The sequence below is a fragment of the Devosia sp. A449 genome (assembly GCF_054489375.1).
In genome coordinates this window covers 42,297-68,522 of the sequence record NZ_JBTMWU010000006.1, presented here as the reverse complement: position 1 = coordinate 68,522, position 26,226 = coordinate 42,297, and the positions used below count along the sequence as shown (strand labels likewise).

General features: G+C 63.5%; 21 protein-coding genes. 10 read left to right on the top strand and 11 right to left on the bottom strand.

What is annotated here, in order from left to right; all coding sequences use genetic code 11:
- Nucleotides 1-4: 4 nt before the first annotated feature.
- From ACX3OW_RS16060 to ACX3OW_RS16045, 4 genes are all read right to left on the bottom strand, one after another.
- Nucleotides 5-340, bottom strand: coding sequence for a Na+/H+ antiporter subunit C (locus ACX3OW_RS16060; RefSeq protein WP_459096805.1), 336 nt, complete (start codon nucleotides 338-340; stop codon nucleotides 5-7).
- On the bottom strand, nucleotides 340-3,291 hold the full coding sequence (locus ACX3OW_RS16055) for a monovalent cation/H+ antiporter subunit A (protein WP_459096804.1): 2,952 nt from the start codon (nucleotides 3,289-3,291) through the stop codon (nucleotides 340-342). The genes ACX3OW_RS16060 and ACX3OW_RS16055 overlap by 1 nt, the downstream gene beginning before the upstream one ends.
- A gap of 252 nt (nucleotides 3,292-3,543) precedes the next feature.
- Nucleotides 3,544-4,788, bottom strand: coding sequence for an HAD family hydrolase (locus tag ACX3OW_RS16050; protein WP_459096803.1), 1,245 nt, complete (start codon nucleotides 4,786-4,788; stop codon nucleotides 3,544-3,546).
- Between the two features lie 245 nt (nucleotides 4,789-5,033).
- Nucleotides 5,034-6,062 carry a LacI family DNA-binding transcriptional regulator gene (locus tag ACX3OW_RS16045; protein ID WP_459096802.1) on the bottom strand — a complete coding sequence of 343 codons (1,029 nt, stop codon included), beginning with the start codon at nucleotides 6,060-6,062 and terminating at the stop codon, nucleotides 5,034-5,036.
- 320 nt (nucleotides 6,063-6,382) lie between these two features.
- On the opposite strand from ACX3OW_RS16045, the gene ACX3OW_RS16040 reads away from it, so the two are divergent.
- From ACX3OW_RS16040 to ACX3OW_RS16015, 6 genes are all read left to right on the top strand, one after another.
- A complete protein-coding gene (locus tag ACX3OW_RS16040) occupies nucleotides 6,383-8,377 on the top strand; it encodes an ABC transporter substrate-binding protein (RefSeq protein WP_459096801.1) in 1,995 nt (664 codons plus the stop codon).
- Between the two features lie 130 nt (nucleotides 8,378-8,507).
- On the top strand, nucleotides 8,508-9,500 hold the full coding sequence (locus tag ACX3OW_RS16035) for an ABC transporter permease (RefSeq protein WP_459096800.1): 993 nt from the start codon (nucleotides 8,508-8,510) through the stop codon (nucleotides 9,498-9,500).
- 228 nt (nucleotides 9,501-9,728) lie between these two features.
- Nucleotides 9,729-10,877, top strand: a complete 1,149-nt coding sequence (locus ACX3OW_RS16030) for an ABC transporter permease (protein ID WP_459096799.1) — start codon at nucleotides 9,729-9,731, stop codon at nucleotides 10,875-10,877.
- A 7-nt stretch (nucleotides 10,878-10,884) separates the two neighbouring features.
- Complete coding sequence (locus tag ACX3OW_RS16025; protein WP_459096798.1) at nucleotides 10,885-12,966, top strand: ABC transporter ATP-binding protein; 2,082 nt, start codon at nucleotides 10,885-10,887, stop codon at nucleotides 12,964-12,966.
- A 63-nt stretch (nucleotides 12,967-13,029) separates the two neighbouring features.
- On the top strand, nucleotides 13,030-14,703 hold the full coding sequence (locus ACX3OW_RS16020; protein ID WP_459096797.1) for a Na/Pi cotransporter family protein: 1,674 nt from the start codon (nucleotides 13,030-13,032) through the stop codon (nucleotides 14,701-14,703).
- Between the two features lie 15 nt (nucleotides 14,704-14,718).
- A complete protein-coding gene (locus ACX3OW_RS16015) occupies nucleotides 14,719-15,534 on the top strand; it encodes an inositol monophosphatase family protein (RefSeq protein ID WP_459096796.1) in 816 nt (271 codons plus the stop codon).
- Between the two features lie 146 nt (nucleotides 15,535-15,680).
- On the opposite strand, the gene ACX3OW_RS16010 is transcribed toward ACX3OW_RS16015, so the two are convergent.
- From ACX3OW_RS16010 to ACX3OW_RS15985, 6 genes are all read right to left on the bottom strand, one after another.
- On the bottom strand, nucleotides 15,681-16,514 hold the full coding sequence (locus ACX3OW_RS16010) for a glycerophosphodiester phosphodiesterase (RefSeq protein ID WP_459096795.1): 834 nt from the start codon (nucleotides 16,512-16,514) through the stop codon (nucleotides 15,681-15,683).
- Between the two features lie 5 nt (nucleotides 16,515-16,519).
- Nucleotides 16,520-17,557, bottom strand: coding sequence for an ABC transporter ATP-binding protein (locus ACX3OW_RS16005; protein WP_459096794.1), 1,038 nt, complete (start codon nucleotides 17,555-17,557; stop codon nucleotides 16,520-16,522).
- 156 nt (nucleotides 17,558-17,713) lie between these two features.
- Nucleotides 17,714-18,535: an ABC transporter permease gene (locus ACX3OW_RS16000; RefSeq protein WP_459096793.1), complete on the bottom strand. Its 822-nt coding sequence runs from the start codon at nucleotides 18,533-18,535 to the stop codon at nucleotides 17,714-17,716.
- A 3-nt stretch (nucleotides 18,536-18,538) separates the two neighbouring features.
- The gene (locus ACX3OW_RS15995) at nucleotides 18,539-19,321 is read right to left on the bottom strand and encodes an ABC transporter permease (RefSeq protein ID WP_459097020.1); all 783 of its coding nucleotides are present in this window, start codon (nucleotides 19,319-19,321) and stop codon (nucleotides 18,539-18,541) included.
- A gap of 89 nt (nucleotides 19,322-19,410) precedes the next feature.
- Nucleotides 19,411-20,559 carry an extracellular solute-binding protein gene (locus tag ACX3OW_RS15990; RefSeq protein ID WP_459096792.1) on the bottom strand — a complete coding sequence of 383 codons (1,149 nt, stop codon included), beginning with the start codon at nucleotides 20,557-20,559 and terminating at the stop codon, nucleotides 19,411-19,413.
- Nucleotides 20,560-21,060: 501 nt separating this feature from the next.
- Nucleotides 21,061-21,543: an SRPBCC family protein gene (locus tag ACX3OW_RS15985; RefSeq protein ID WP_459096791.1), complete on the bottom strand. Its 483-nt coding sequence runs from the start codon at nucleotides 21,541-21,543 to the stop codon at nucleotides 21,061-21,063.
- A gap of 129 nt (nucleotides 21,544-21,672) precedes the next feature.
- Between ACX3OW_RS15985 and ACX3OW_RS15980 the strand changes: the two genes are divergently transcribed.
- Nucleotides 21,673-21,993, top strand: a complete 321-nt coding sequence (locus tag ACX3OW_RS15980; RefSeq protein ID WP_459096790.1) for an XRE family transcriptional regulator — start codon at nucleotides 21,673-21,675, stop codon at nucleotides 21,991-21,993.
- Nucleotides 21,994-21,999: 6 nt separating this feature from the next.
- On the opposite strand, the gene ACX3OW_RS15975 is transcribed toward ACX3OW_RS15980, so the two are convergent.
- The gene (locus ACX3OW_RS15975) at nucleotides 22,000-22,896 is read right to left on the bottom strand and encodes an N-acetylmuramic acid 6-phosphate etherase (RefSeq protein WP_459096789.1); all 897 of its coding nucleotides are present in this window, start codon (nucleotides 22,894-22,896) and stop codon (nucleotides 22,000-22,002) included.
- Between the two features lie 351 nt (nucleotides 22,897-23,247).
- On the opposite strand from ACX3OW_RS15975, the gene ACX3OW_RS15970 reads away from it, so the two are divergent.
- Genes ACX3OW_RS15970 through nagA form a run of 3 tightly spaced genes read left to right on the top strand, consistent with a single transcriptional unit; the run spans nucleotide 23,248 to nucleotide 26,224 of the window.
- Nucleotides 23,248-24,036, top strand: a complete 789-nt coding sequence (locus ACX3OW_RS15970; RefSeq protein WP_459096788.1) for a GntR family transcriptional regulator — start codon at nucleotides 23,248-23,250, stop codon at nucleotides 24,034-24,036.
- A 20-nt stretch (nucleotides 24,037-24,056) separates the two neighbouring features.
- A complete protein-coding gene (locus ACX3OW_RS15965; protein ID WP_459097019.1) occupies nucleotides 24,057-25,067 on the top strand; it encodes an SIS domain-containing protein in 1,011 nt (336 codons plus the stop codon).
- On the top strand, nucleotides 25,064-26,224 hold the full coding sequence (gene nagA / locus ACX3OW_RS15960) for an N-acetylglucosamine-6-phosphate deacetylase (RefSeq protein WP_459096787.1): 1,161 nt from the start codon (nucleotides 25,064-25,066) through the stop codon (nucleotides 26,222-26,224). The genes ACX3OW_RS15965 and nagA overlap by 4 nt, the downstream gene beginning before the upstream one ends.
- Nucleotides 26,225-26,226 lie beyond the last annotated feature (2 nt).

Genomic DNA, 26,226 nt, shown 5'->3' with positions numbered 1-26,226 from the left:
CATCTCAGCGCTCCCGTCCATCGACATGGTCGGTGCCGGTCAGGCCGCGTGCCGCCAGCAGCACCACGAGGAACAGCGCCGTCATGGCAAAGCCGATGACGATGGCGGTCAGCACCAGCGCCTGCGGCACCGGATCGACATATTGGCTCGGATCGACAATGCCGCCGCTGATCACCGGCGCCTTGCCCACCGCCAGCCGGCCCATCGCGAAGATGAACAGATTGACCGCATAGGACAGCAGCGACAGCCCGATAATGACCTGGAAGGTCCGCGGCCGCAGCATCAGATAGACGCCGCAACTGCACAAAACGGCGATGCCAATGGCGAGGATGAGTTCCATCAGCGTGTCTCCCCCGTGGTCTGGGGCGGCAATTCCGGTTCCTTGATCGGCGCTGGCGGGGGCGCATGGCGCGCCACCTTGGGCGAACGGATCGATTGGTGCGCCAGCGCGATCAGGATCAGCACGGTCGCGCCGACCACCAGGACGAACACACCCAGGTCGAAAATCAGCGCACTTGCCATCGGCACCCGGCCGATGAAGGGAATTTCCACATATTGGAACGAGGTGGTCATGAAGGGATAGCCGAGCAGCAGCGAGGCCGCACCAACCAGCACCGCCACCAGCAGTCCGGCGCCGATCCAGCGCACCGGCAGGATACGCAGCCGCTCTTCGACCCAGCGGGTGCCGCCCGCCATATATTGCAGGATAAACCCGATCGACATGACGATGCCGGCCGCAAAACCGCCGCCCGGCTGGTCATGGCCGCGCAGGAACAAATGCAGCGCCAGCACGATGATGACCGGGAACATCCACTGCATGATCACTGACGGAATCAGCAGATATTCGCTGATGGTGTCGCCTTGTTCGCGGTCCGGGGCCTGATCATCGAAGGCGTTCTGGAACTTCTGCTGTTCCGGCTTGTCGATGGAGTCGGCGGCCGGACGGAACCGGCGCAGCACGGCAAACACCGTCAGCGCCACAATGCCCAGCACGGTGATTTCGCCCAGCGTATCGAAGGCGCGGAAATCCACCAGCATGACGTTGACCACATTGGTGCCGCCGCCAAGGCTATAGGCATTCTTGAGGAAATATTCCGAGATGCCGGACGGAATCTGGCGCGTCATCACCGCATAGGCCACCAGCCCCAGCCCAAGCCCGGCAATGGCTGCCAGCCCCATGTCGCGATAGCGGCGGAACTTTGCTTGCTGCAAGGCGGCTTCGTCGGTCAGGTCCTCGACCCGCTTGGGCAGCCAGCGCAGCCCCAGCAGGATCAGCACCGTCGTGACGATCTCGACCAGCAACTGGGTGATGGCGAGGTCCGGCGCCGACAGCCAGACAAAGGTGATGCAGCTGACCAGCCCGGTGCCGCCCAGCAGCACCAGCGACACCAGCCGGTGGAATTTGGCCTGATGCGCCGCCATGATGGCGCAGACGATGCCCACGGCCCAGAGCAGGGCGAAGGCGGGGTCAAACCCGGCCAGGGAGAATTCGATCGGGCCCAGCCCGCCGATCAGGATGACGGCCGCAGCGGCGGTTGCCGCCGCGAACAGCAGCAGCAATTGCGGCTGCAGGCGACGCGTGCCCAGCACGCTTTCCAGCCGGCGCGCCCATTTGGAGGTGACGGTCAGCATGATGCGCTCGAAGACGCGCTTGCCCTTGAGCTCACGGATCAATGGCGGACCATCGAGGCCCTTGTTCAAATAGCCATACAGCGCCCAATACAGCAGCCCGCCGCCGACCAGCGCCACACCGCTCATGGCGAGCGCCAGATTGGGACCGTGCCAAACCGACAGGCTATAATAGGGTGTATCAGGGCCGGTGACCGAGATCACAGCCGCCGCCAGATAGGGGGCGATGGTAATGCCGGGAATGATCCCGACGATGAGGCACAGCAGCACCAGGATTTCGATCGGCCGGCGCATCAGCCCGGGCGGCTCATGCGGCACCTTGGTCAGTTCGGTCGGGGCCGGGCCGAAGAACACGCCATGCACGAAGCGCAGCGAATAGACCACTGCGAACATGCTGGCGAGCGTCGCGCCGACGGGCAGGGCGATGTTGACGAACGGATTGGCGTCACGCAGCGCTGTTTCGGCGAAGAACATTTCCTTGGACAGGAATCCGTTCAGCAGCGGCACGCCGGCCATTGCCGCGCTCGCCACCATGGCCAGTGTCGCAGTGAAGGGCATGAAGCGGAACAACCCGCTCAGTTTTCGAATATCTCGGGTTCCGGTCTCGTGATCGATGATGCCGGCCGCCATGAACAGCGACGCCTTGAAGGTCGCATGGTTGGCGATATGGAAGATCGCCGCCACCGTCGCCAGCGGGGTCGACATGCCCAGCAGCGTGGTGATCAGGCCGAGATGGCTGATGGTCGAATAGGCCAGCAACCCCTTGAGGTCGGTCTGGAAAATCGCCGAATAGGCGCCAAAGATCAGCGTCGCCATGCCGGCACAGGTGACGATCCAGAACCAGGCATCGGTCCCCGCCAGCACCGGCCAGAAGCGGACCAGCAGGAACACACCGGCCTTCACCATGGTCGCCGAGTGCAGATAGGCCGAAACCGGGGTCGGCGCCGCCATGGCGTGGGGCAGCCAGAAATGGAACGGGAACTGCGCGCTCTTGGTCAGGGCTCCGAGCAATACCAGCAGCAAAGCCGGCAGATACAGCGCGTGCTCGCGGATGAGATCGCCCGAGTTCAGCACCACATCGAGGTCATAGCTGCCCACGATATGGCCGATGATCAGCATGCCGACCAGCAGGCCCAGCCCGCCCAGGCCGGTCACCGTCAGCGCCATACGCGCGCCGTCACGGGCCAGATTGAGATGGAACCAGTAGCCGATCAGCAGGAAGGAAGTGATCGAGGTCAGTTCCCAGAACACCACCAGCTGGATGATATTGCCGGACAGCACCAGGCCGAGCATCGACCCCATAAAGGCCAGGAAAAACGCGAAGAACCGTGGCACCGGGTCCTTGGGCGACATGTAGTAGCGCGCATACAGCACCACCAGCAGGCCAACCCCGGTGATCAGCACGCCAAACAGCCAGGCGAAGCCATCGAGCCGCAGGATGATGTTCAGCCCGAGGGAGGGGATCCACTCGATTTCGTGCCGGAGGACCTGACCATTGGTGATCTGGGGATACAGCCAGACCATGACCGCCAGGCCAAACACCGCGACCGTTCCGGCCAGCCAGGCTTCAGTATTGCGCGCGTTCGAGGGCAGGACCGCCGCCAGCACACTGGCCAGAAACGGTAGAAGCAGGACGGCGGTGAGCAATAGAGCTGGAGTCATTGGCGCGGCGGAAATCTTCCAATGGCTGAAAAGGGTTTGCGCGGTTTGCGAAAGCGAACCGGCATACCCGCTTTTCAACTGAGCGGAAGTTTTACGCAACCCCGAATAAAGTCGTGCGACGCTTCGGCGCGTGAAATTTTTGTAACCAACGGGTCAGGCGGCGGCGCCAGCCACCTTCGATACCTCATTCGTCAGTAAAAACGGCGTCTGGTCTGCGGGAAGGTGACGCAACCGATGCTCACCAGATTCGCGTCACGCTGGTGACGGGTTGGCCTTGGCGCGCGCCATCTGCCGTTCGATATCGGCCAATAGCGCTGGCAATTCCCCGGGTGAGCGAATGGTATAACGCGGCACTTCGCAAGCTTCCGCCGGGATGTGGCTGCGCTTCTTGGACCAGCTCTGCCAGATGCTGATAATGCCCAGCCGGTTGGCGCCGCCAATGTCGCGCTCCAGATGGTTGCCCACCATGACGATGGACTGGGCGTCGGCACTGGCCAGTCCCAGCGAGGTCATGGCTTTCTCGAACATCCGCTGATCCGGCTTTTCGCAGCCCTCGGCCTCGGAAATCACCTGCGCATGGAAATGCGGGCTGATGCCGTGTCCGCCCAGAATCGTCGCAAAGCTGCGCACCCTGCCATCCGCTACCAGCGCCAGCCGGTAGCCATCGTCAGATAGCGCGCGGACCATTTCCAGCGCGCCGGGGATCAGCCCCGCCTCGATGACATAGCCCTCGGCGTCGAATTTCTCGCTCGCCTCATTGACCAGCGTGTCGCCGCTATCGAGGAACACCGCCTTGAGCAGCGGCTGTTCCTGCCGCACCTGGGCTAGCACACTCTTTACCTGGCCCGGAATCCAGGCCGCCAATGCGGTCCAGTCGCTGAACTGGGCGTCGGCGAGGTCGAAGGTCTGGCCGAAATTGAACGTGGGCAGGAAGGCGCGGGCCTGCAGATAGCGTTTGACCGCGCGATGGTCCTCCGGCGTCACCGCAACCAGTGCGTCGTGGAACATGGCGTTGATCAAAATCCCGCCGCGCCCCGCCAGCTCCTGGCAGCTCATCGTGGTGAGGTCCGCGCCCTGGCGCTGCTCGTCGACCGTTGCTGTGAAGGCATGTTTGCCCGGCGTCGATACCAGCGTCACTCGGCCGGCTTCGACGGGCAGGGCGCCGTCATTGCCCCGCATGGCGAACTTGCCGCCATGGGCACTGGCTTCCACCGCGATCACCGCGTCATCGGCGTCGAGCTTGAGCCAGATATGCTCCAGCTCATAGAGATGCTGAATATCCCAGTCCCACCAGATCGCATATTCGATCACCTTGGCCACGCCGGGCTCGAAAGCGATGTCGAGCGCCGACGAGGGCGACTGGCCCGCAGCCGTTAACACCGAGACGCCGACCCGCGAGGGCAGGAACGGCTCATTGTCGCAAAACCGGAGGACCGGTGCCAACCGGCGCGCCAGGGCGATGTCGGCGTCAGTGGCGGTGCGGGATGGTGACGACATGGCAGGCTTTCCTCGAACCCAGAAAACGGCAGTGCTCTATCTTGTAATCGTTTTCAACATCGACCCGCAAGCCGCCGCCAAAGGTAAATTTTTGCCATCAGCTCCGTCTTGCTGCCAGTGCTTGTAAATCTGCTAGTAAATCTGCTTGTAAATCGGTTTGGATATTGAGGTGGAGACCATCAAGAAAACCGCAAGAAAACTGTCAGCATGCTGGCAGCGCAGGCTTGTCGGCAAAATTGGCGCGGTCAGGGCAGGGGGATGGTGGAAGCCCTTTGAATCAAAGTGTTTTCCAGCACGACCTGGCGTGGGGATTTGCTGATGCCGCGCATGTGGTCAATCAGCGTCGTGGCAGCAATCTGGCCCATTTCATGGATCGGCTGGGCGATGGTTGATAGCGTCGGGAAGGTGACCGATGATTCAAGCACGCCATCGTAACCCAGGATCGAGAGGTCGCGGGGCAGGTCGAGATTGAGCGCGTGGGCCGCGTGCATCACCCCGATGGCCAGCATGTCGGTGGTGGCAAAAATCGCCGTCAGCTCCGGATGGCCGGTGATCATCGCCTCGCCGGCCTCCTTGCCGATTTCAAAGCTGGCAATGTCGAAGGGCTGCGAAAAAATGATCTGCACATCGGTCGCAAGGTCTTCTGCTGCCTGACGAATTCCGCGTACGCGCTCACTGCCAACATCCGCCGCGCCGCCCTTTTGCGCCACGTTCCCGGCCACCACGCCGATCTTGCGGTGACCCAATTCGATCAGATGCCGCATGCCCTGATAGCCGCCGGAGTAGTTGTCGCAAACCACCGAGCTGACCGCAGCGATCTTGGGTTTCATATCGACAAAGGAGACCGCAATGCCCCGGTCGCGCAGGGTGTTGACCTGCTTGATGGTGCGGGCGTTGGCGGCCGAGGGCCGGATGATGACCCCCTGGGCTCGCATGTCGAGCATGGTCTCGAGATAGGCCTCTTCGCGATCCGCATCGCCATTGGTCGAGCACAGCAGCACGCGATAGCCCTGATCAAACATAGTAGTTTCAATGGCATAGGCCAAAGCACTGCTGAACGGCGTGCGCTGCTGGCGCAGCAAAACGCCGACAATATTGGACTGCTGGGTGCGAAACGAACTCGCCAGCCCGTTAGGCCGATACCCCAGCTCGGCAATCGCCTTGCTAACGGCTTCCCGCACCGCCGGCCGCACATGGGCATAGCCATTGACCACGCGCGACACCGTCGCAATCGAAACATTCGCCAGCCGCGCCACATCCTTGATCGTTACCATTCCACGGCTCTTTTCTGTGTTTTTCTTTCGCCAGCATGCTTGCAGGTTTTCTGGTGGTTTTCTGCCAGCATGCTGGTGGTTTTCTTGTAGTTTTCTTGCGGTTTTCTGGTGGATCTGCCGGCGGATTTGCTGCCCGCGTTTGGTGGTCGGGATTCATATCTTGTTTTGAAAACGTTTACAAGATATCGTCACTCAATCGACAAGCGTGGGTATTAGTGACGAGGGGCAAAAGCACCCTTGGAAGTGGAGGCTTCCGGCTCAAACCCACCAGCTGGACCTCGGAGGATGCGAAGTTTTCATTTCGTGGGAGGGAAATGCAAATGCAGAAGGATCGTTTCGCGGTGACGCGGCTGCTGGCGGTAACGTCGGTGCTGCTCAGTGCAACGGCTTTGGCTGGTGCCATCGTGGTGCCGGCACAAGCCCAGGACGCCGCCAAGAGCTGCGCCGGCAGCTATGCCGAGGCGCCACAACTCAAGGCCATGGTCGATGCGGGTACGTTGCCCCCGGTGGCCGAGCGCCTGCCGCTCGATCCGCTGGTAATCCAGCCGGCCGAAGAAATCGGCGTTTATGGCGGCCAGTTCATCGATAGCTGGGGTGGCGGCAACATCGCCGATATCCGCCAGTTCGGTTACGAGCCGCTGGTGCGCTGGAGCGTCGATGGTTCCGAGGTGGTGCCTGGCATCGCCAAGAGCTGGGACATCAGCGAGGACGCCAAGACCTACACCTTCCATCTACGCGAAGGCATGAGATGGTCCGATGGCCAGCCCTTCACCGCCGACGACATCCTGTTCTGGTGGGATCGGGTGGAGAACAATATCAAGGTCACCACCGGCGGCCCGCGCGCTGAACTCAAGAATAATGGCGAAAGCCCGATCGTCACCAAGCTGGACGATTATACGGTCAGCTTTGCCTATAGCGAGCCCAACGGGCTGTTCCTGCAGAATATGGCCGGGCCCTATGGCCAGCGCGCCGTGCAGTTTCCCAAGCATTATATGGAGCAGTTCGATATCGACCTGAATCCCGATGGCGTGGCCGAGCTGATGGCCGCCGCCAACGCCACCGACTACGCCGCGTGGTGGAAGGGTAATGTCGGCTCCTATAATGACCCGGCCCAGTTCAACAATCCGGCGCGCCCATCGGTGCATGCCTGGATCGGCACCGACACGCTGCTGGGCAAGGAACGCGTGACCTTTACCCGCAACCCGTATTACTTCGCCGTCGATCCCTCATGCCAGCAGCTGCCCTATATCGATGAGCGCATCTGGAGCGTGGCGGCCGACCCCGAAGTGACGCTGCTGCAGGCCATTCAGGGCCAGATCACCATGTCGCCGCGCAACGTATCGACGCCGCAGAACCGCGCGGTGTTCTTCGACAGCCAGGAAGCAGGTGACTATCACCTCGTGCCGGCCACCAGCTGCGACTACAATACCGCCGTGCTCGGCTTCTCGGTGAACCACCCCGATCCGATCAAGGCGCAGGTGTTCGGCTCCAAGGATTTCCGCGCCGGCGTCTCGCTGGCGATCAACCGCCAGGAAATCATCGACACCATCTATCTGGGGCAGGGCGAGCCCTTCCAGCCGGCGCCGTTGCCGAATTCGCCCTTCTACAATGAGACGCTGGCCAAGGAATTCACCCAGTTCGATCTGGCCGCCGCCGCCGAGCATCTCGACAAGATCATCCCGATGGGCGCCGATGGCGTCCGGGTCGGGCCGGACGGCAAGCCGTTCAAATTCTCCGTGGAAATCAACGCCGACTTCAAGCCGGATACGGTTGACGCCTTCCAGCTTATCGAACGCACCTGGAAACAGGCTGGCCTCGATGTGACGGTCAATTACCACTCCGACGAATTGTTCGGCAACGCCCGCGCCAAGCCGGATTCCGACGCGGCTGTGTGGGTGGGCGAGAATGGTTGCGGACAGTTGCCGCTGCTCAATCTCGGCCGGTTCATGAACGACTATGGCTATTGGTCGCTGGGCAATTGGAGCGGCTGGGCCGCCTGGGACGCGCTGCGCCTCAACCCGGACGCCAAGCTGGCCGAAGGCGTGACCGCCATCGAGCCGCCGGCCAATGTGCAGCGTCTTTATGTGCTGCGCTCGACCATTCCCACCACGGTGGGCGAGGAACAGGCCGCGTTGATGAATGAATTCACCGACCTGCTGGCCGAGGAATTCCTCACCATCGGCATCGCCAATCCGGCGGGCTACTACCGTTCGGTCAAGAACAATCTGCACAACGTGCCGGCCGAGCTGATCGAAGGCTGGCTCTATCCCGGCCCGGGCCCGGCCAACTTCTCGACCTTCTTCTTCAAGGAATAATGTCTCCACGAGCGGGATGGTCCCAGGTGACTGGGGCCATTCACTGGGCCGGCTCTGTTCCAATCGCTTTGGCGGAGCCGGCCATTTTTCCGATGCAGCTGCGTGCCACTGCAGAAAAGGGAGGCCGCCAATGGGGGCATTCATGCTGCGCCGGATCATCTATGTGATCCCCGCGCTGATCGCGGTTTCGCTGATCTCGTTTTTGATCATCGCCATTCCGCCGGGTGACTATGTGACCCGCCTCGCCGAAATTTCCGCCTCCAAGGGCGACGTCATGCCGATGGCCGAGCAGGAGGCGATGCGCCGGGCCTATGGCCTGGATCTGCCGATCATGGTGCAATACTGGAACTGGATCACCGGCGTCGTGCTGCGCGGCGATTTTGGCTATTCCTTCTCGTTCAACCTGCCGGTCAAGGACGTGATCTGGCCGCGCATGGGGCTGACCGTGGTACTGTCGGTCGCCAGCCTGCTGTTCATCTGGGTCGTCGCCATCCCCATCGGCATTTTTTCGGCGGTGCGCCGCTATTCGGCCGGCGACTATATCGCCACCTTTATCGGCTTTCTCGGGCTGGCCGTTCCCAGCTTCCTGCTGGCGCTGGCCAGCATGTACGTCGCCTTCGCCTGGTTTGGCATGAATGTCGGCGGGTTGTTTTCGCCGGACTATATCGAGGCGCCCTGGAGCTGGGACCGGGTGCTCGACCTGCTCAACCATTTGTGGCTGCCGATGATGGTGCTGGGCACGGCAGGCACTGCCAGCGTCATCCGCATCATTCGCGCCAATCTGCTGGACGAGTTGCACAAGCCCTATGTCACGGCGGCCCGCGCCAAGGGCAAGGGCGAGTTCGCGCTGTTGATGAAATATCCGGTGCGCCACGCGCTCAACCCGTTCGTTTCGGGGCAGAACGATATTTTCGTCGAGATTGTCTCGGGCGGCACCATCGTCGCCATCGTGATGGGGCTGCAGACCACCGGGCCACTGCTGCTCGATTCCCTGCGCACCCAGGACATGTATATGGCCTCGAGCTTCATTCTGATGCTGAGCGTGCTGGTGGTGATCGGCACGCTGCTGTCGGATTTGCTGCTCGCCTGGCTCGATCCACGCATTCGCTATCAGCAGGGGTAGGGCGATGATGATGAATTTTCACCGTGCCATCGGCTCATCGTCTCCCTCCCCCTTGTGGGGAGGGATCAAGGGTGGGGGTGAGCCACAAGCACCGAGCCTGCGGCACCATACCCCCACCCGGCTCGATCACGGACTTAGCAAGCTAAGTCCTATCTCGCTGTCCCTCCCCACAAGGGGGAGGGAGGCGATAGAGCAGAGACCGCAGCGCCGCACGATGGGGGCTTACCCATGACTACCTTCGACGAAACCACCGGGCTGGTAGCGCCGGTCGCTGCCAGCCAGCAGCGTGGGCGGGGTTATGATGGGCATTGGGCGTTGGTCTGGCAGAAATTCCTGCGCCACCGGCTCGGTGTGGCCGGCGGCATCGTCGTCATCCTCGCCTATGTGGTTGCGCTGATCCCCGAATTTCTCGCGCCGGTGACGCTGGAAGCCTATAATCCGGCCTATAGCTATGCGCCGCCGCAGACGCTGCATTGGGGGCGCGACGATGGCGAGGGCTGGCGCTTTGCCCCCCATGTCAACGCCTACAAATCGGTGATCGACTACAATTCGGGCCGTCGCCTGTTCGAGGAAAATCCCGAGCAACCCATCAATGTCGGCCTGTTCGTGCAGGGCGAATCCTATCGCCTGCTCGGGCTGATCCCGACCGAGCTGCATCTGTTCGGGGCGGTCGAAGCCGGCCAGCCGTTTTTCATCGCCGGCGCCGACCGGCTGGGCCGCGACATTCTCAGCCGCACCATCTATGGCACCCGGATTTCCATGACCATCGGGCTGATCGGGGTGGCGCTGAGTCTGGTATTTGGCATTCTGATGGGCGGCATTTCCGGCCTGTTCGGCGGCGTGGTCGACAATCTCATCCAGCGCTTCATCGAGTTTATTCAGTCGGTGCCGGCGATTCCGCTATGGATCGGGCTGGCCGCCGCCATTCCGGCCTCGGTGCCGCCGCTGCAGGTGTATTTCCTCATCACCATCATCCTGTCGGTGCTGGGCTGGACCAGCCTGGCACGCGTGGTGCGCGGACGGTTCCTCGCCATGCGCAACGAGGACTTCGTCAAGGCGGCGCGGCTGGATGGCTGCGGGCCGGTGCGGATCATTTTCCGCCACATGCTGCCCAGTTTCCTGAGCCACATCATCGCCACCGTCTCGCTGGCTATTCCCAGCATGATCCTGGCCGAAACCGCGCTGAGCTATCTTGGTATCGGGCTGCGCACGCCAATCGTTAGCTGGGGCGTGCTGCTGCAGGAGGCGCAGAATGTGCGCACCATCGCCTCGGCGCCCTGGCTGCTGCTGCCGGGCGGGGCGGTGGTGATTGCGGTGCTGGCGCTCAACTTCCTCGGCGATGGCCTGCGCGACGCCGCCGACCCCTATTCGGACTGAGGACGCTATGGAAAACCTGGTAGAAATCCGCGACCTCAGGATCACTTTCGCCGGTGCGGTGGATGTGGTCACCGGGCTCGATCTCGATATTCCGGCCGGCAAGACGCTGTGCCTGGTCGGCGAGAGCGGCTGCGGCAAGTCGGTGACGGCCAAGGCGATTTTGCAGGTCATCGACCATCCCGGCCGGGTATCGGGCGGCGCGATCACCTTGCGCCAGCCCGATGGCGGCCTGCTCGATATTGCCAGCACCAAGCCCTCCAGCCCGATCATGCGCGCGGTGCGCGGCGCCGATATCGCCATGATCCATCAGGAACCGATGACGTTCCTGTCGCCGCTCTACACCATCGGCAACCAGATCAGCGAAGCGCTGACGTTGCACCGCAAGCTGAGCAAGGCCGAGGCGCGGGCCGAGGGCATCAGGATGCTCGAACAGGTCGGCATGCCCGATCCGGCGCGGCGCTATGACAGCTACACCTTCCAGCTGTCGGGCGGGCAGCGGCAGCGGGCGATGATCGCCATGGCGCTGATCAACCAACCGCGCCTGCTGATTGCCGACGAGCCGACCACGGCGCTCGACGTGACCACGCAGGCCAATATTCTCGACCTGCTGGCGCAATTGCAGCGCGATACCGGCATGGCGGTGTTGTTCATCACCCATGATCTGGGCGTGGTGGCCGAAATCGCCGATGAAGTTGCGGTGATGTATCTCGGCAAGATCGTCGAGCGTGGGCCGGTCAAGGAAGTGCTGGAGCATCCCAAGCATCCTTATACGCGCGGGCTGCTGGCCTCGATGCCGCGACTGGATGGGGATTTCAAGACGCCGCTCAAGGCCATCCCCGGCATGGTGCCGCCGCCGGCGCTGCGGCCGCCCGGCTGCTCGTTCCATCCGCGCTGCGACTGGGCGCTGGCCGGGTTTTGCGACCGCATCGCCGTGCTGGAAACGCAATTGGGCGATGATCATATGGTCGCCTGCCACGCCTATGGGCCGCAGGGCGCCAAGATCAGCAGAACGCCGCTGCGCCCGCCGGCGGTGGCTGCTGCCGCGGTGCCGAAGCCGGCCGTGGTTGAGCCGCTGCTGAGCGTGCGCGCGCTGCACAAGCAGTTCCCCATCCGCGCCGGCTTTTTCCAGCGCCAGCTGGGGGCGGTGCGGGCGGTCAACGATATTTCGCTCGATATCTATCCCGGCGAAACGCTGGGGCTGGTCGGCGAAAGCGGTTGCGGCAAGTCCACGCTGGGCCAGACCATTGTCGGGCTGCATCGCGCCGATAGCGGCGCCATCAGCTTTGCCGATGGCAGCCATCCGCCGGTCGATCTGCGCACGGCCCGCGGGGCTGAGGCCAAGCGGTTGCGCACCGATATCCGCATGATCTTTCAGGATCCCACCGGCTCGCTCAATCCGCGCATGCGGGTGCGGGATATCATTGGCGAAGTGCTGCAGGTCAATGGCAGGCATAGCGCCGCTGAGATCGAGGCCAGGGTGCAATTGCTGCTCAAGCAGGTGGGGCTGAGCCCGGACTATGCCGAGCGCTATCCGCATGCCTTTTCCGGGGGGCAGCGCCAGCGCATCGCCATCGCCCGGGCGCTGGCGTCGGAGCCGCGGCTGGTGATTGCTGATGAGGCGGTGTCGGCGCTCGACGTGTCGGTGCAGACCCAGATCATCAATATGATGAAGGCGCTGCAGGCCGAGATGGGGCTGACCTATCTGTTCGTCAGCCATGATCTGGGGGTGATCGCCAATATCAGTGACCGGGTGGCCGTGATGTATGCCGGGCGCATTGTCGAAATCGGCACCACCGAGGCGATTTTCCGCAAGCCGCGCCATCCCTATACCGAGGCATTGCTGGCGGCCATTCCCGGTCAGGGCGCGGAAAAATCGGCGGGCCGGGTGCGGCTGGGCGGGCATGTGCCGGACCCGAGCCAGCAACTCACCGGCTGCGCCTTCGCCGATCGCTGCCAATATGCCCAGCCGGCGTGCCGGCAGATCGAACCACCACTGGCCGGGGCAGCGGATCATCGTTATGCCTGTATTCGGGCCGATGAACTTCAGCTGCGCACGGTCACCGGCAAGCCCGAGTTGACCGAGGCGTGAAATCGGTCGACAGACCCCGGTACAGGCGTACAATGCCTGTTCCAAGTGCTTCGGTTAGGGAACATGCATTCCACAATTCAGTTGATCGACCTGCTCGGGGCCGGCGCTTTGCTGCTTTGGGGGCTGCGGATGATCAAGACGGGCGTGATGCGCGCGTTTGGCGCCTCGCTCCGGCTGTGGATCGCCAAAGGCACCGGCAATCGCTTCGCCGCCGTCTTCTCCGGCATCATGGCAACGCTGGCGCTGCAATCGAGCACCGCTACCGCCGTCATCACCGCCTCCTTCGCCAGCAAGGGCGCCATCAATCCGCGCATGGCGCAGGCCGTCATGCTGGGCGCCAATGTGGGCACCTCCATCGCGGCGGTGATCCTGTCGCTCGATGTGCACTGGTTCGCCTCGGCGATGATTCTGGTCGGCGTCACGGTGTTTTCGTTGAGCAAATTCGCGCGCGGCAAGGGCATTGGCCGGGCCGTGCTCGGCCTTGGCCTGATGCTGCTGGCGTTGCAACTGGTTGGCAATGTCACCGGGCCGCTGCGCGAATCCGAGGTGATGGTCGCCATATTGTCAGGGCTGGCCGATGCGCCGGCTTTCGCGCTGATTCTGGCCGGCGTGTTGGCCTTTGTCTCGTCCTCGAGTCTGGCGGTGGTGCTGTTCGTGGCGCTGCTGGCTTCGGCCGGCATTGTCTCGCCGCCGCTGGCGGTGACTTTGGTGGCCGGGGCTAATCTGGGCGGCGCCATTCCCCCCATGCTGGCGGTGTTGAGCGAAGGCACCGAGGCGCGGCGGCTGACCATGGCCAATTTCGTGGTCCGGGCCATCGGCGCCATCATTCTCACCATTTTCGCCACACCGGCCGCTGGCCTGCTCGAAACCATCCTGCCGGAGGCCGATGACCTGACCATTGCCGCCCATATCGGCTTCAACCTGGCGCTGCTGGTGCTGTTCCTGCCGCTGATCGGCCCGATCGGCAAGCTCGCCGCCATGGTGGTGCCGGAGCCGGCCACCGGGCAGCGCGGCGTGCGCTATCTCGACGATACCGTGCTCGACACCCCGGCCATCGCGCTGGCGGCGGCGGCCCGCGAAACCCTGCGCGTCAGCGATATCGTGCTGCATATGCTCGAAGGCAGTCTCGAAGCGCTACGCAATCCCGGCCCGGGCGGGCGCAGCGCTGCGGCGCTGCTCGATGACGATGTCGACGCGCTTAATCAGGCCATCAAGCTCTATCTGACCCGGCTCGACCAGACCGATCTCGATCTGGAAGACGCCCGCCGCTCCGGCGAAATCATGAGCTTTGCCATCAATCTCGAACATGTCGGCGACATCATCGAATCCGGGCTCTATGACGTCGCCGCCAAGATGGCCAAGCGGCATTGGAAATTCTCCGCCGATGGCCTCGCCGAAATCACCGCGCTGTATGAGAAGACCATTCTCAACATGCAGCTGAGCCAGACGGTGTTCCTCACCGACGACCCGCAACTGGCGCGTCAGCTGGTGGCCGCCAAGGTTGAGGTGCGCCGGCTCGAGGCCGAGTCGGCCCAGAGCCATATCCAGCGCGTGCGCGAACGGGTGCCGGCCTCGGTCGAAACCAGCTCGCTGCATCTCGATCTGCTGCGTGACCTCAAGCGGATCACCGCGCATCTGGCCTCGGTGGCCTATCCCATCCTCGAAACCAAGGGCGAGCTTGATGAAAGCCGCCTGCGCCCGCACGCCGCCCTCGATCCCAGCGCGGCGTCAGAATAAATCCTGGAGTTTGCGATGAACTACGATGCCGTCCTCGCGGATATGGTTGCGGTGGCCCGCGCGGCCGGAGCCCTGACCCAGACCTATTTCAAGCGCTTCCGCGATTTGGAAATCGGCATCAAGGGACCGGCCGACTTCGTTTCCGAAGCCGACAAGGAAAGCGAGCTGCTGATCCGCAAATTCCTGTTCGAGCGCTACCCGGACTGGAGTTTCACCGGCGAGGAATTCGCCCCGGTGGACAAGGACAGCGAACACCGCTGGCTGGTGGACCCGATCGATGGCACCACCAATTTCATCAACGGCATGCATTACACCATCTCCATCGCCCTGCGCCGGGGCAATGAGACGGTGGCGGGAGCGCTCTACAATCCAGTCTCCGACGAGATGTTCACCACCATCAAGGGCAAGGGCGCCTTCATGAATGGCGAACGGCTCTGGGTGAGCGAGCAGGCCGATATCGGCCTGTTCAATGTCGGCACCGGCCTCGCCACGCCGGGCCTGTTCACCCATGATGGTTTCTACCAGCGCCTCGACGCGCTGCGCGCGCCCATCGGCGCGGTCCGCGTCGTCGGCAGTTCGGCCAATAGCTGCGCCTATGTCGCGCTCGGCCGGCTCACCGGCTATTTCGAGGAATCGGGGCTGGTCGATTGGGCGGTCGGCGTACTGCTGGTGCAGGAAGCCGGCGGCATCGTCACCGATTGGTGGGGAAGGGGGCCGGAATTCTACGAGCGCACCGGCTGCGTGATCGTGGCGAACACGGCTACGCATGCGTATTTGCTGGACAAGCTCAAGGATGCGCCGAGGAAGGATCCGAAGGACGGGTCACACTGAGGGAAATCTTCACCTCTCCCTTCGGGGGAGAGGTCGGCGCGTAGCGCCGGGTGAGGGGGCCTTTGCTGGGCGCTGTACGTGGGGAAGGCCCCCTCACCCGACCCAAGAGGGTCGACCTCTCCCCCAGAGGGAGAGGTGAAGGAAGATCAGCCCATCAACGCCAGCACGCCTTCGGGATCATCGGTGGTGATCTGCTCCACCTTGAGTTCCAGTAGTCGCGCCAGCTTGGGACGGCTTTCGTCATCCGCCCGCTTGATGGTGTAGGCGTCGATGCGCCGACCGGCGGTGTGGAAGGCGGCGATGATGTCGAAGCCCAGGCGGTCGGCTTCCAGCACCAGCGGATAGGCGAGATAGATCATTTCGGCCTTGGGTGAGGCGGCTACGGCATCGTGGACGAAGCCGGCAAAATCCTGTGAGGCTTGTAGCCGTTCCAGCGCACCATCATGGCAAGGGTCATAGCCGATGCGCAGGCCGGGCACGCCATCGGTCAGCAGGCGCACCGCCTCGGCGTCGCCGGATGACAGGATCATGTGTTGGGACACCGGGCCGACGCTGGCCTTGAATGAGGCGATGGCGGCGGCGTCGAGCGCTGTTGCATCCTCCTTATAGTCCAGTTGCAGCAGGGCCTCGGGATGCAGCCCGCCTTGCGCCAGCAGCGCGCAAAGGTCTTCCAGCAGCATCACCTTGTCGGCGAGCGGGGTGCCGTCCTGATGGCGCAGGTGAAATGAGCGCAAGGTTTCGGCGCTCAGATCGGCAACCTTGCCGTTACCGGTGGTTTCGCGCTCGACGCTGAGATCATGCAGCACCGCATAGCCCCGGTCGGCATGGATCACCAGATCCACCTCGACGCTGGCGCCGAGCCGCATGCCCTCCAGAATACGCGCGCCGGTAAACACCGGATCGCTGGCGCGGCGGCGGGCGCGATGCCATTTGAGCCAAATGCGATGGCCGTCGCGGGTGAGAAACAGGGGCGCGGTCATGCTTCTCAGGTCCGAAAAATCACCGCGCCGTCACGATAGGCCGCAATGGCTTTGGGCACCAAAGTGACGCCCTGACCGGCTTTGAATTGATTGGGGTCGGACACCATCGCCTTGATCCTGGTATCGTCGAGCAGTTCGAGATCCACCAGCCCATGCGAGCCATAATCGGTGACGCGGTGGACCTTGCCCTGGCTGTTGTCGGTGGCCGCGACGAGATCCAGCGACTCGGGGCGGATGGCCAGCGTCACGGGGCCATCGCTGACCGGCAGGGCGGTGGAATAACCCGCCTTGCTGAAAATGCCATTGCTGACACTGCCCTCGATCAGATTCATCGTGCCGATGAAGCCGGCGACAAACGGCGTCTGCGGTTCACGATAGACCACGTCGGGCCGGTCGATCTGTTCGGTCTTGCCGTCGCGCATCACCACGATGCGGTCGGCCATCGCCAGGGCTTCGTCCTGCCCATGGGTGACGAACAGCGTGGTGATCTTGAGCCGCTGCTGGATGTCCCGAACCTCTTCGCGAAGCCTTTCGCGCAAGTGCTGGTCCAGACTCGCAAAAGGTTCGTCGAGCAGCAGGATTTTGGGCTCCAGCACCAGCGAGCGGGCGAGCGCCACGCGCTGCTGTTGACCGCCCGATAGCTGGGTCACGCCGCGCGTGCCATAGCCGGAGAGGCCGACCAGATCGAGCACCTCTTCGACGCGGCGCTTGATTTCGTCGGGCGCCACCTTGCGCAGCTTGAGGCCGAAGGCGAGGTTCTTGAACACATTCATATGCGTCCACAGCGCATGGCTCTGGAACACCATGCCGGTGGGGCGACGCTCCGGCGGCACATGGGTGATGTCGTCGCCATCGATGGTCATCACGCCGCTGGTGGGGCGCTCGAAACCGCCCACCATGCGCAGCAGCGTCGACTTGCCCGAGCCGGAGGGGCCGAGCAGGCACACCAGTTCGCCATCGGCCACATCGAGCGAAAAGCTATCCACAGCGCGCACGCCGCCGGCGAAAATCTTGGAGACGTCGTTGATTTTAAGAACGGACATATGTGTTTCCTTCACCTCTCCCTTGGGGGAGAGGTCGGCGCGCAGCGCCGGGTGAGGGGGCCTTTACGGGGTGCGATGCGGGGGAAGGCCCCCTCACCCGACCCAAGAGGGTCGACCTCTCCCCCAAAGGGAGAGGTGAAGAAGGCGTCATCACCATCATCCCCCAAACCCCCGGGCAAACGAGCCGGAATTGACCACACGCCGCGCAAACAGCAGGGCGATGAAGCTGGGCACCCAGAGCAGCACCGACAGCACGGCGCCATATTGGATGACCGGCTGGTTGTTGATGAAGGAGATCATCAGCACCGGCAGGGTGCGGACCTGCGGCGCGCCGATCAGCCAGGCGCCTTCGGTCTCGTAAAAGGTGCCGACGAAGCTGAGCAGCACGGCGGCGGCAATGGTCGGGCCGGCCTGGGGCAGGGTGATCGACCAGAACACCCGGAACGGCCCGGCGCCCACATCGCGCGCCGCCTCTTCCATGCGCCGGTCGACGGCCTGAAAGGCGGCTACCGGAATCCAGATCATGAACAGCAGTGTGCCCACCAACTGGATCAGCACCACGCCCCAGAAGGTGCCGATGAGATTGAGCTGCAGGAAAATGCCGGCGATGGCGACCAGCAGGCCAAATTTGGGAAATGCATGGCCGGCGAGGAACGAGAAGAACAGCAGGTTCCGCCCCGGGAAATCCAGCCGGGCAAAGGCATAGGCGGCCGGCAGGCAGATGGCGGCGGAAATCGCCGTCACCATGGTCGCCAGCGACAGGCTCATGGTGATCGAACTCCACACATCGGCGCGGGCCAGGGTCTGGTTCCAGAAGCGCAGGCCGAATTCCTGCGGAATGACGGACGGGTAGCGCCACACATTGGTGAAGGCCCAGGTGCCCACCACCACCATCGGCAGCACGATGACCAGCGTCAGCACTACCGCCAGGGCAATGCCGGTCCAGTCGATTTTGGGTCGAACGATAACCGTCGCCATGGCCTAGGGCGTCCTGTTTTTGGCGACGGAGCGCACATAAAAGAGCCCAAAGATGATGCAGAACCCGAAGGTGATGACCGCCTGGGTGATGGCATTGGTCGGATCGTAGAGATCGCGGAAGGTGCGCTGCATGAACGGTCCCATCATTTCCGGCGCCGCCGGGCCCAGAATATAGGGCAGGGTGAAGGCCGAGAAGATGCCGAGAACGGCGAAGGAAATCGCCACCAGCATGGAATTGGTGATGCGGGGCAGGATGATGTACCAGAGCACCGCCAGCCGGCCGGCGCCGACGTCGCGGGCCGCCTCGATCGCCTGGTTGGAGACGCTGCCAAGGCCCGACAGCAGGATCAGCACGGTCAGCGGAATATTGTCCCATACCAGCCCGATCACCGGCCCCCAGGGCGTCAGATAGGGCGAGCGGATCTTGGGCAGGCTGGCGGCATTCAGCAGCAGGTCGACGGTGCCATTTGGCCCCAGCACGCGGATAAAGGCGAAGCTGAGAATGATCGAGGGCACGAACATCGGGAAGATGGCAAGGCCCTGCACATAGGCGGCCACCTTGCTGTCGGAAAACCGCAGATACAGCGCGATGGGCAGGCAGATCACCAGCAACAGGATGGCGCAGACCCCGGTGGTCCACAGCGTCATCGCCAGATTGGACAGGCTGTAGCCGTCCGAGAAAAAGAATTTATAGGTCGCGACCGAGAATTCGGTGCCCTCGGGGGTCTTGATCCAGAGCGTGGTGATGACCGCCGAAACGATCGGCCAGATCACCAGCCAGACCATCAGCAGCACCGGAACGGCCACGAGCAGGAGGCCGATGGGCCTCCTGCGTTCTGCGGCGACGGGCGTCAGTGGGCCCGCTTCGAGACTTGTCACGCGTTCGGGTCCACATTGGGCGCCACGGTGCGATACCAGCCGTCATTGATGGCCCGCTCCCAGTCCCCGCTCGGGAACACGGGGATCGAGGTCGGGATGATGTCGGCGAAGCGCTCGCGCAGTGCCGGATCGACATAATCCCAGCTGACGCCGGGGAAGCCGCCCAGTTCGGTCAGCACCGCCGACTGGATTTCTTCGCTCAGCACGAAGTCGGCCAGCTTCAGCGCCAGGGCATGATTGACGCCATTGGTGTTGATGGTCAGGCGCGAGAAGCCGCCCGGCAGGCCGAGGTCCTGCAATTGCACGAGGCCGGTGGTTTCCGGCAGCACGCCTTGCTCGATGGCCGACAGGGTCTGGTCCGACCAGGCCGGGATCATGGTGACGGCCGCCTGGCCGAGCAGCTGCAGCGACTGGGTATTGCCCGAGGTATAGGCGCCATTGTCGAACAAGGACGGGCCGATATCGTTCAGAATGTCCCAGGCGCCTGGCAGCATTGCCGCGGCATTTTCCGGCGTCGCATTGTCGACGGTGAATTTGCTGAGGTCCTGGCCATTGGCCTCCAGCACGGCGCGGCGCACGAAATTGAGCCCCGAACCGCCCTTGTTGGGCCGGTTATAGATGAACTGGCCCGGATTGGCCTTGATCCAGGTGATCAGGTCAGCCCAGGTCTTGGGGGCGTTGGCGGGGTCGAGCTTGGTGGTGTCATAGGCCAGCAGCACCTGCGAGCCGCGATAGGGCATGTTCTGCGGGATATCGAGGGCCAGCGGGTTGATCTTGGAATAATTGCTGAGTCCGGCGGTGGAGAAATCGGTCCACAGCCCCTTCTCGATGGCGCCGACCGGCTGGCGGGCGTCAAAGCCTTCAAAGAAGTCAGCCTGCGGATCGGTATTGGTGTCCATGGCGGCAATGGCGCGCTCGGCGATGGCCTGCAGGCCGGCATTGTCGCCGCCATCCACCAGATTGACGATCACGCCGGGATTGGCCGCCTCGAATTTCGGCTTGACCACATTGGTCCAGAAATCGAGGACGTTCTGGTCCGAGCTGGTGTACCAGTCGATCGTGCCTTCCGCGCCGAAGGCTATGCGGGGCAGCATCAGAGCGCCGGCGGCCGTGCCGGCGGCAAGCATGAAATCACGCCGTTTCATTGTTCTCTCCCAAAGTCCGCTCGTTAGAACGGATGTTCCACAAGGCGGTCAGTTCCGCCCGCAGGTTTCATCGATCTTGCGTCGACCTCTCCCGCAGCAAAGCTAACTACTGGTCAGAAGATTATGCAAGCGGAAACCCGTTGCTGGTCGACACGACGATCGGCGCGAACAAATCACAGGCGTGCGACAGCGGTGTAACAGCGCGAAGTGGACGGGTTTCAGGTGCAACGAAACGCGATTCAAAATGTCAGGTGTGACACGCTAGTGGACTGTAATTGAACATGAATATGTCTAGCAGTTCGCTGCGAGTGCCCAGTAGGGCGGCGGGCGTTGGGCGCGCGGCGTGGTGCAGGTGCAGGAGGGTGCGGGACGATCACAATCTGCGCCAGACAGGGCTCGACGGACGGGGCGGCAGGGTGTCGCTTGCCGTCCGTGCGGTTTCGAATGAAGTTCATCAGGCGTTCTATATTTGAAACAAATATTCTATTGTGACTGTGCGGATCAGATTCGGGCCGCCAGTTCTTCGAGCTGGGCGGCGCACATGCCCCAGCCTTCGTGGAACCCCATCTGCTTGTGGGCGGTGGCGTCTCCGGCGGTCCAGTGGCGCGCCACGGCGGTGTAGCGGGTCTTGCCGGGGCCGGCGTCCTCAAAGGTCAGGATGGCGGTGAAGAACGGCTTGGCCGATGGCGTCCAGTCGCCGGTGAAGGCGTCGGTGAACACCAGCTTCTCGTTGGGCACGATTTCCAGATATTGGCCGGCATTGGGATATTCGGTGCCGTTTTCGTCGGCCATGGTGATGAGATTGCCGCCGCCCGGCCGCAGGTCGACCTCGGCCTTGGGAGTGCTCCATGGTTTGGGCGCGAACCATTGCTTGATCAGCTCGGGCTGGGTCCAGCACTGAAAAACCTTGTCGCGCGGGGCATTCAGCACACGGCTCAGCACCAGATCGCGGTCGGTATCCTCGGTAGGCAGGGCGTTGGGCATATTGTCTCCTTGTATTGGTGTGGTCTTACCCCAGCTACGAGTGGTGCCGGGCGCTTTCGACAGCTGCAATCGGCTTCTTTGATTTTTTCCTGCTGCCATGCTCTCTGGCAGCAGCCATAGGAGATTGCCATGACCGACCCGATGCCCCCCATCACCCCGCCGCAAAGCCGCGCCGGTCGGGCGCTTGTCGGCTGGTCGGTCGCCGCGCTGGCTGAAGCCGCCGGCATGGCGGAGCTCGATATCGAGCAGTTCGAGGCTGAAATTTCCGAACCCGATACCGCCTGCCAGCGCGCCATCCGCGCCGCGCTCGAGACTGGGGGCGTGCTGTTTCTGCCAGAGCAGGGCGGGGAGGGGTTCGGCGTTCGCCTGAGATTTCCGCGCCAGACCGTCAAGCGTCTCCAGACCTGGGAAGGCGAGGGCGGCACCACCGGCGAGGACGATATCGGCTGAGCGAGCCTAGCGTCCCAAGGTCCGCAGCGCCGGCCTGAGCCGGTCGGCATGCTGTTCAAGCAGACGCTGGGCGGCGACCACGCTATCGGCGCCGGCCGCCAGCAGGATCGCGGTTTTGACCGAGCCGCCGGCCTGTTGCAGCGCTGCTGCCGCCTGCTCTTCGGACACTTTACTCACCGCCATGACAATGCCCCGCGCCCGGCTGCGCAGTTTCATATTGTCGGCGACGAGGTTGACCATGAAGCCGTCATGCACATGGCCAAGATGAATGGCCATCATGGTGGAGAGCATGTTGAGCGCGATCTTCTGTGCCGTTCCGGCCCCCATGCGGGTCGAGCCGGCAATGACCTCGGGCGGGGTGGGCAGGCAGATGGCGACGTCGACGCGGTCAAATAGCGGCGCGCCATGATTGTTGCTGATGCCGATGGTTTTGGCACCCGCCGCCCGTGCCGCCGCTACGGCTTCCATCGGGTAGGGCGTGTAGCCGCTGGCGGAAAGGGCGATGATGCAATCATTGGGCCCGACGCCCGCAGCAGCGACCTCGGCTCGACCCGCGTCAGCGTCATCCTCGGGAGCGCCTGCCATTTCGGTGAGCCCGGCGACGCCGCCGGCCAGCAGCACCTTGATCCGGTCCGGCGCAATGCCATAGGTTCCGGGCAGTTCCAGCGCGTCGGCCAGTGCCATCAGCCCCGAGCTGCCTGCGGCCACGTAAACCAGCCGGCCACCGGCGCCGAGGCATGTCGCCGCCAGTTGCGCCGCGTCGGCAATGGCGGGTACGGCCTGCTGCACCGCCCGGGCGGCCTCCGCCTGTGCGGTGGCGAGAATGTCCAGCGCTTCCAGCGGGGGCTTGGTATCAAAGCCCTTGGCGCTTGCGTGGAGCCTCTCGGTTTGCGTTGCCTTCATGCCAGTCTCCCATCGCGGCAATAATGCCAAAAAAATACCACTTGTCCAGACGATGGCAGAAACCGCAGCGCTAAAGCCTTGTTAGAACCGAAAAAAGCTCAATTGCGCCAGCAGAATGCCCCGCTTGTGCAGAATCGCTTTTTGGGACTTGGTGAATGGTATTTTATTGGTATTATAACGCCAGGGGGCGAGACTGGATCAAGCGGCGGACATTCAGGTGAGTGAACAGGTGGCTCGGGGCGAGCCGAAAATGCTGGCCTTCAAGGCCCGAGGCGCGGCATACGCTTCCGGTGGAAGCGCTGCAACTGCGCCCGCCTGCACCAGTGATCGCAGCATGGCGAGGGGGACATAGTGGACGGCCCGTCGAACGACTTCTTTGCTGCCGGTCCGGTGGTGCTGCCATCGGGTGGCCCACTCTATCTCCAGCTCAAGCGCTGGATTGAGGACGCCATCCATCGCGGCTCCATCCATCCCGGCGACGCGCTGCCCTCCGAACGCGATCTGGCCACCAAGGTCGATGTGTCGCGCGTCACGGTGCGCAAGGCGATGCTGCAACTGGTCAAGGAAGGCGTGCTGGTGCAGCGCCACGGCTCGGGTACTTTCGTGGCCCCGCAGCCCCAGCGCGTCGAACAGTCGCTATCCCAGCTCACCTCCTTCACCGAAGACATGGCGCGACGCGGCATGGCGGTGCGCGCCGAATGGCTCGACCGTGGGCTCTATCTGCCATCGCCCGAGGAAACCGTGATTCTGGGGCTGTCGTCGGGCGATCTGGTGGCGCGGATTTCCCGCCTGCGCCTCACCGGCGATATCCCGCTGGCCATCGAGCGCGCCAGCCTGTCGCCGCGTGTGCTTCCGGACCCGGCCAATATCGGCGACTCGCTGTATAAGCACCTCGACAAGACCGGCCACCGACCCATTCGCGCCATCCAGCGCATTCGCGCCGCAAATCTGGATGAGGATGACGCCCATCTGCTACAGGTGCCGACCGGTTCGGCCGGGCTCAATATCGAGCGCACCTCGTATCTCGCCTCCGGGCGAGTCATTGAATTCACCCGCTCCATCTACCGGGGCGATACCTATGATTTCGTCGCCGAACTGCGGATCGGCGACGCGCCCACGATTGGAGGCAAAACGCCGTGACTGTGACGAACCAGACCTTTATGCGCCAGGAAGTCGACGCCATTCCCGACACCGTCGCCAATTTCCTCGACCAGAGCGGGCCGGTGCTCGACGCGGCGGCTGCGGCCCTGCGCGAGCGTAACCCGAATATGGTGGTCACCGTCGCGCGCGGCTCGTCCGATCACGCCTGCTCCTATCTCAAATATGCCATCGAGCTGACGCTGGGCCTGCCGGTTGCCTCGGTCGGCCCGTCCATCGCCTCGATCTATGGCAAGGACCTCAAGCTGGCCGGCGCCGCCGCCATTGCCATTTCGCAGTCCGGCAAGTCGCCCGACATTGTCGGCATGACCCAGTCGGCCCGCCGTTCTGGCGCGACGACGATTGCCATTACCAACACCGCCGGCTCGCCTCTGGCCGAGTCGTCCGATTTCACCATCGACCTGCATGCCGGGCTCGAAAAGTCGGTTGCCGCCACCAAGACCTTTGTTACCTCGGTGGTCAGTGGGCTGGCGCTGGTCGCGCGCTGGAGCGGCGATGATGCACTCAACGCCGCCGTCAACGACCTGCCCAATAGCCTCGCCAAGGCGGTCGCCTGCGACTGGTCGGAGATGATCGGCGCGCTGGAAGGCCACTCGGCGCTTTACGTGCTGGCGCGGGGCCCGGGCCTCGCCATCGCCAATGAAGCGGCACTGAAATTCAAGGAAACCTGCAATATCCAGGCCGCCGCCTACAGCGCCGCCGAAGTGATGCATGGTCCCGTTGCCATCGTCACGCCCGGCTATCCGGTGCTGGGCCTGGCTGCACGCGACGCCACCGAGGCGTCCGTGGCCGACATGACGCACAAGCTGGTCACGCAGGGCGCGCTGGGCTTCCTCACCAGTGATCGCGCAGGGCCGGCCAAGGCGCTGCCCTTCGCCGCCACCGGCCACCCGATCACCGACCCGCTGGCGCTGATCGTGTCATTCTATGGTTTTGTCGAAGCGCTGTCGCGCCATCGCGGTTTCAACCCCGACGTGCCGGTGGCCCTCAAGAAGGTGACCGAAACCCTATGAGCGACCTCTCCGCCATTCTGGGTGCCCGTATTTTCGACGGGCACCGCTGGCATGACGATGCGGCGCTGCTGGTCGAATTCGGCCATGTGTCGGGCATTGTGCAGTCTGACGCCGTCCCGGCCAATGCGGTGGTCACCCGGCTCGATGGCGGATCGGTGGTGCCGGGCTTTGTCGATTTGCAGGTCAATGGCGGCGGCGGGGTGCTGTTCAACAATGCGCCCAGCGTCGAGTCGATCCGCACCATCTGCGCCGCCCATGCCCAGTTCGGTACCACCGCGCTGCTGCCGACGCTGATCACCGACACGGTGGCGGTCAATGTCGCCGCCATGGCTGCCGGCAAGGCGGCCGCCGAGCAGGGCGTGCCCGGCTTTATCGGGCTGCATCTGGAAGGCCCGCATTTGTCGCTGGCCCGCAAGGGCACGCATGATCCGGCGCTGATCCGGCCGATGGATGAGGCCGATCTGGTCCGTCTCATCGCGGCGCGGGCCGACTTGCCCAATCTGATTGTCACCGTGGCGGCCGAGACCGTCACCCCCGAGCAGATTCGGGCCCTGGCCGATGCCGGCATTATTGTCAGCATCGGACACTCCGATGCTGACGCCGCAACAGCTGGCGCCGCTGTCGCTGCGGGCGCCAGCATGGCGACGCATCTGTTCAACGCCATGAGCCAGCTCGGCAACCGTGAACCCGGCGTGGTCGGCGCAGTGCTGAACGGTGACACGGTGTGGGCCGGACTGATTGCTGATGGCATTCACGTCCACCCGGCAGCGATCGAGATTGCCTTGCGCGCCAAATCCGGCGCGGGCCGCATCTTCCTCGTCACCGACGCCATGTCCCAGACCGGCACCGACCTCAAGAGCCTCACGCTCAATGGCCGCACCATCACCCGCGCCGACGGCGCACTGCGCCTGGCCGATGGTACGCTGGCCGGCGCCGATCTCGACATGATCGACGCCGTCGAATTCATGCATAGCCGTATCGGCCTGCCCTTCGAGGAGGCCCTGCGCATGGCCTCGCTCTATCCGGCCCAGGCGATGGGGATCGAAGACCAGTTCGGCCATCTGCAGCCCGGCGCCATCGCCAGCTTCGCCCATCTGTCCGACGATCGGCAGATGCGCGCCACCTGGATCGCCGGTTCAGAGGTATGGCGGGCCTGAGC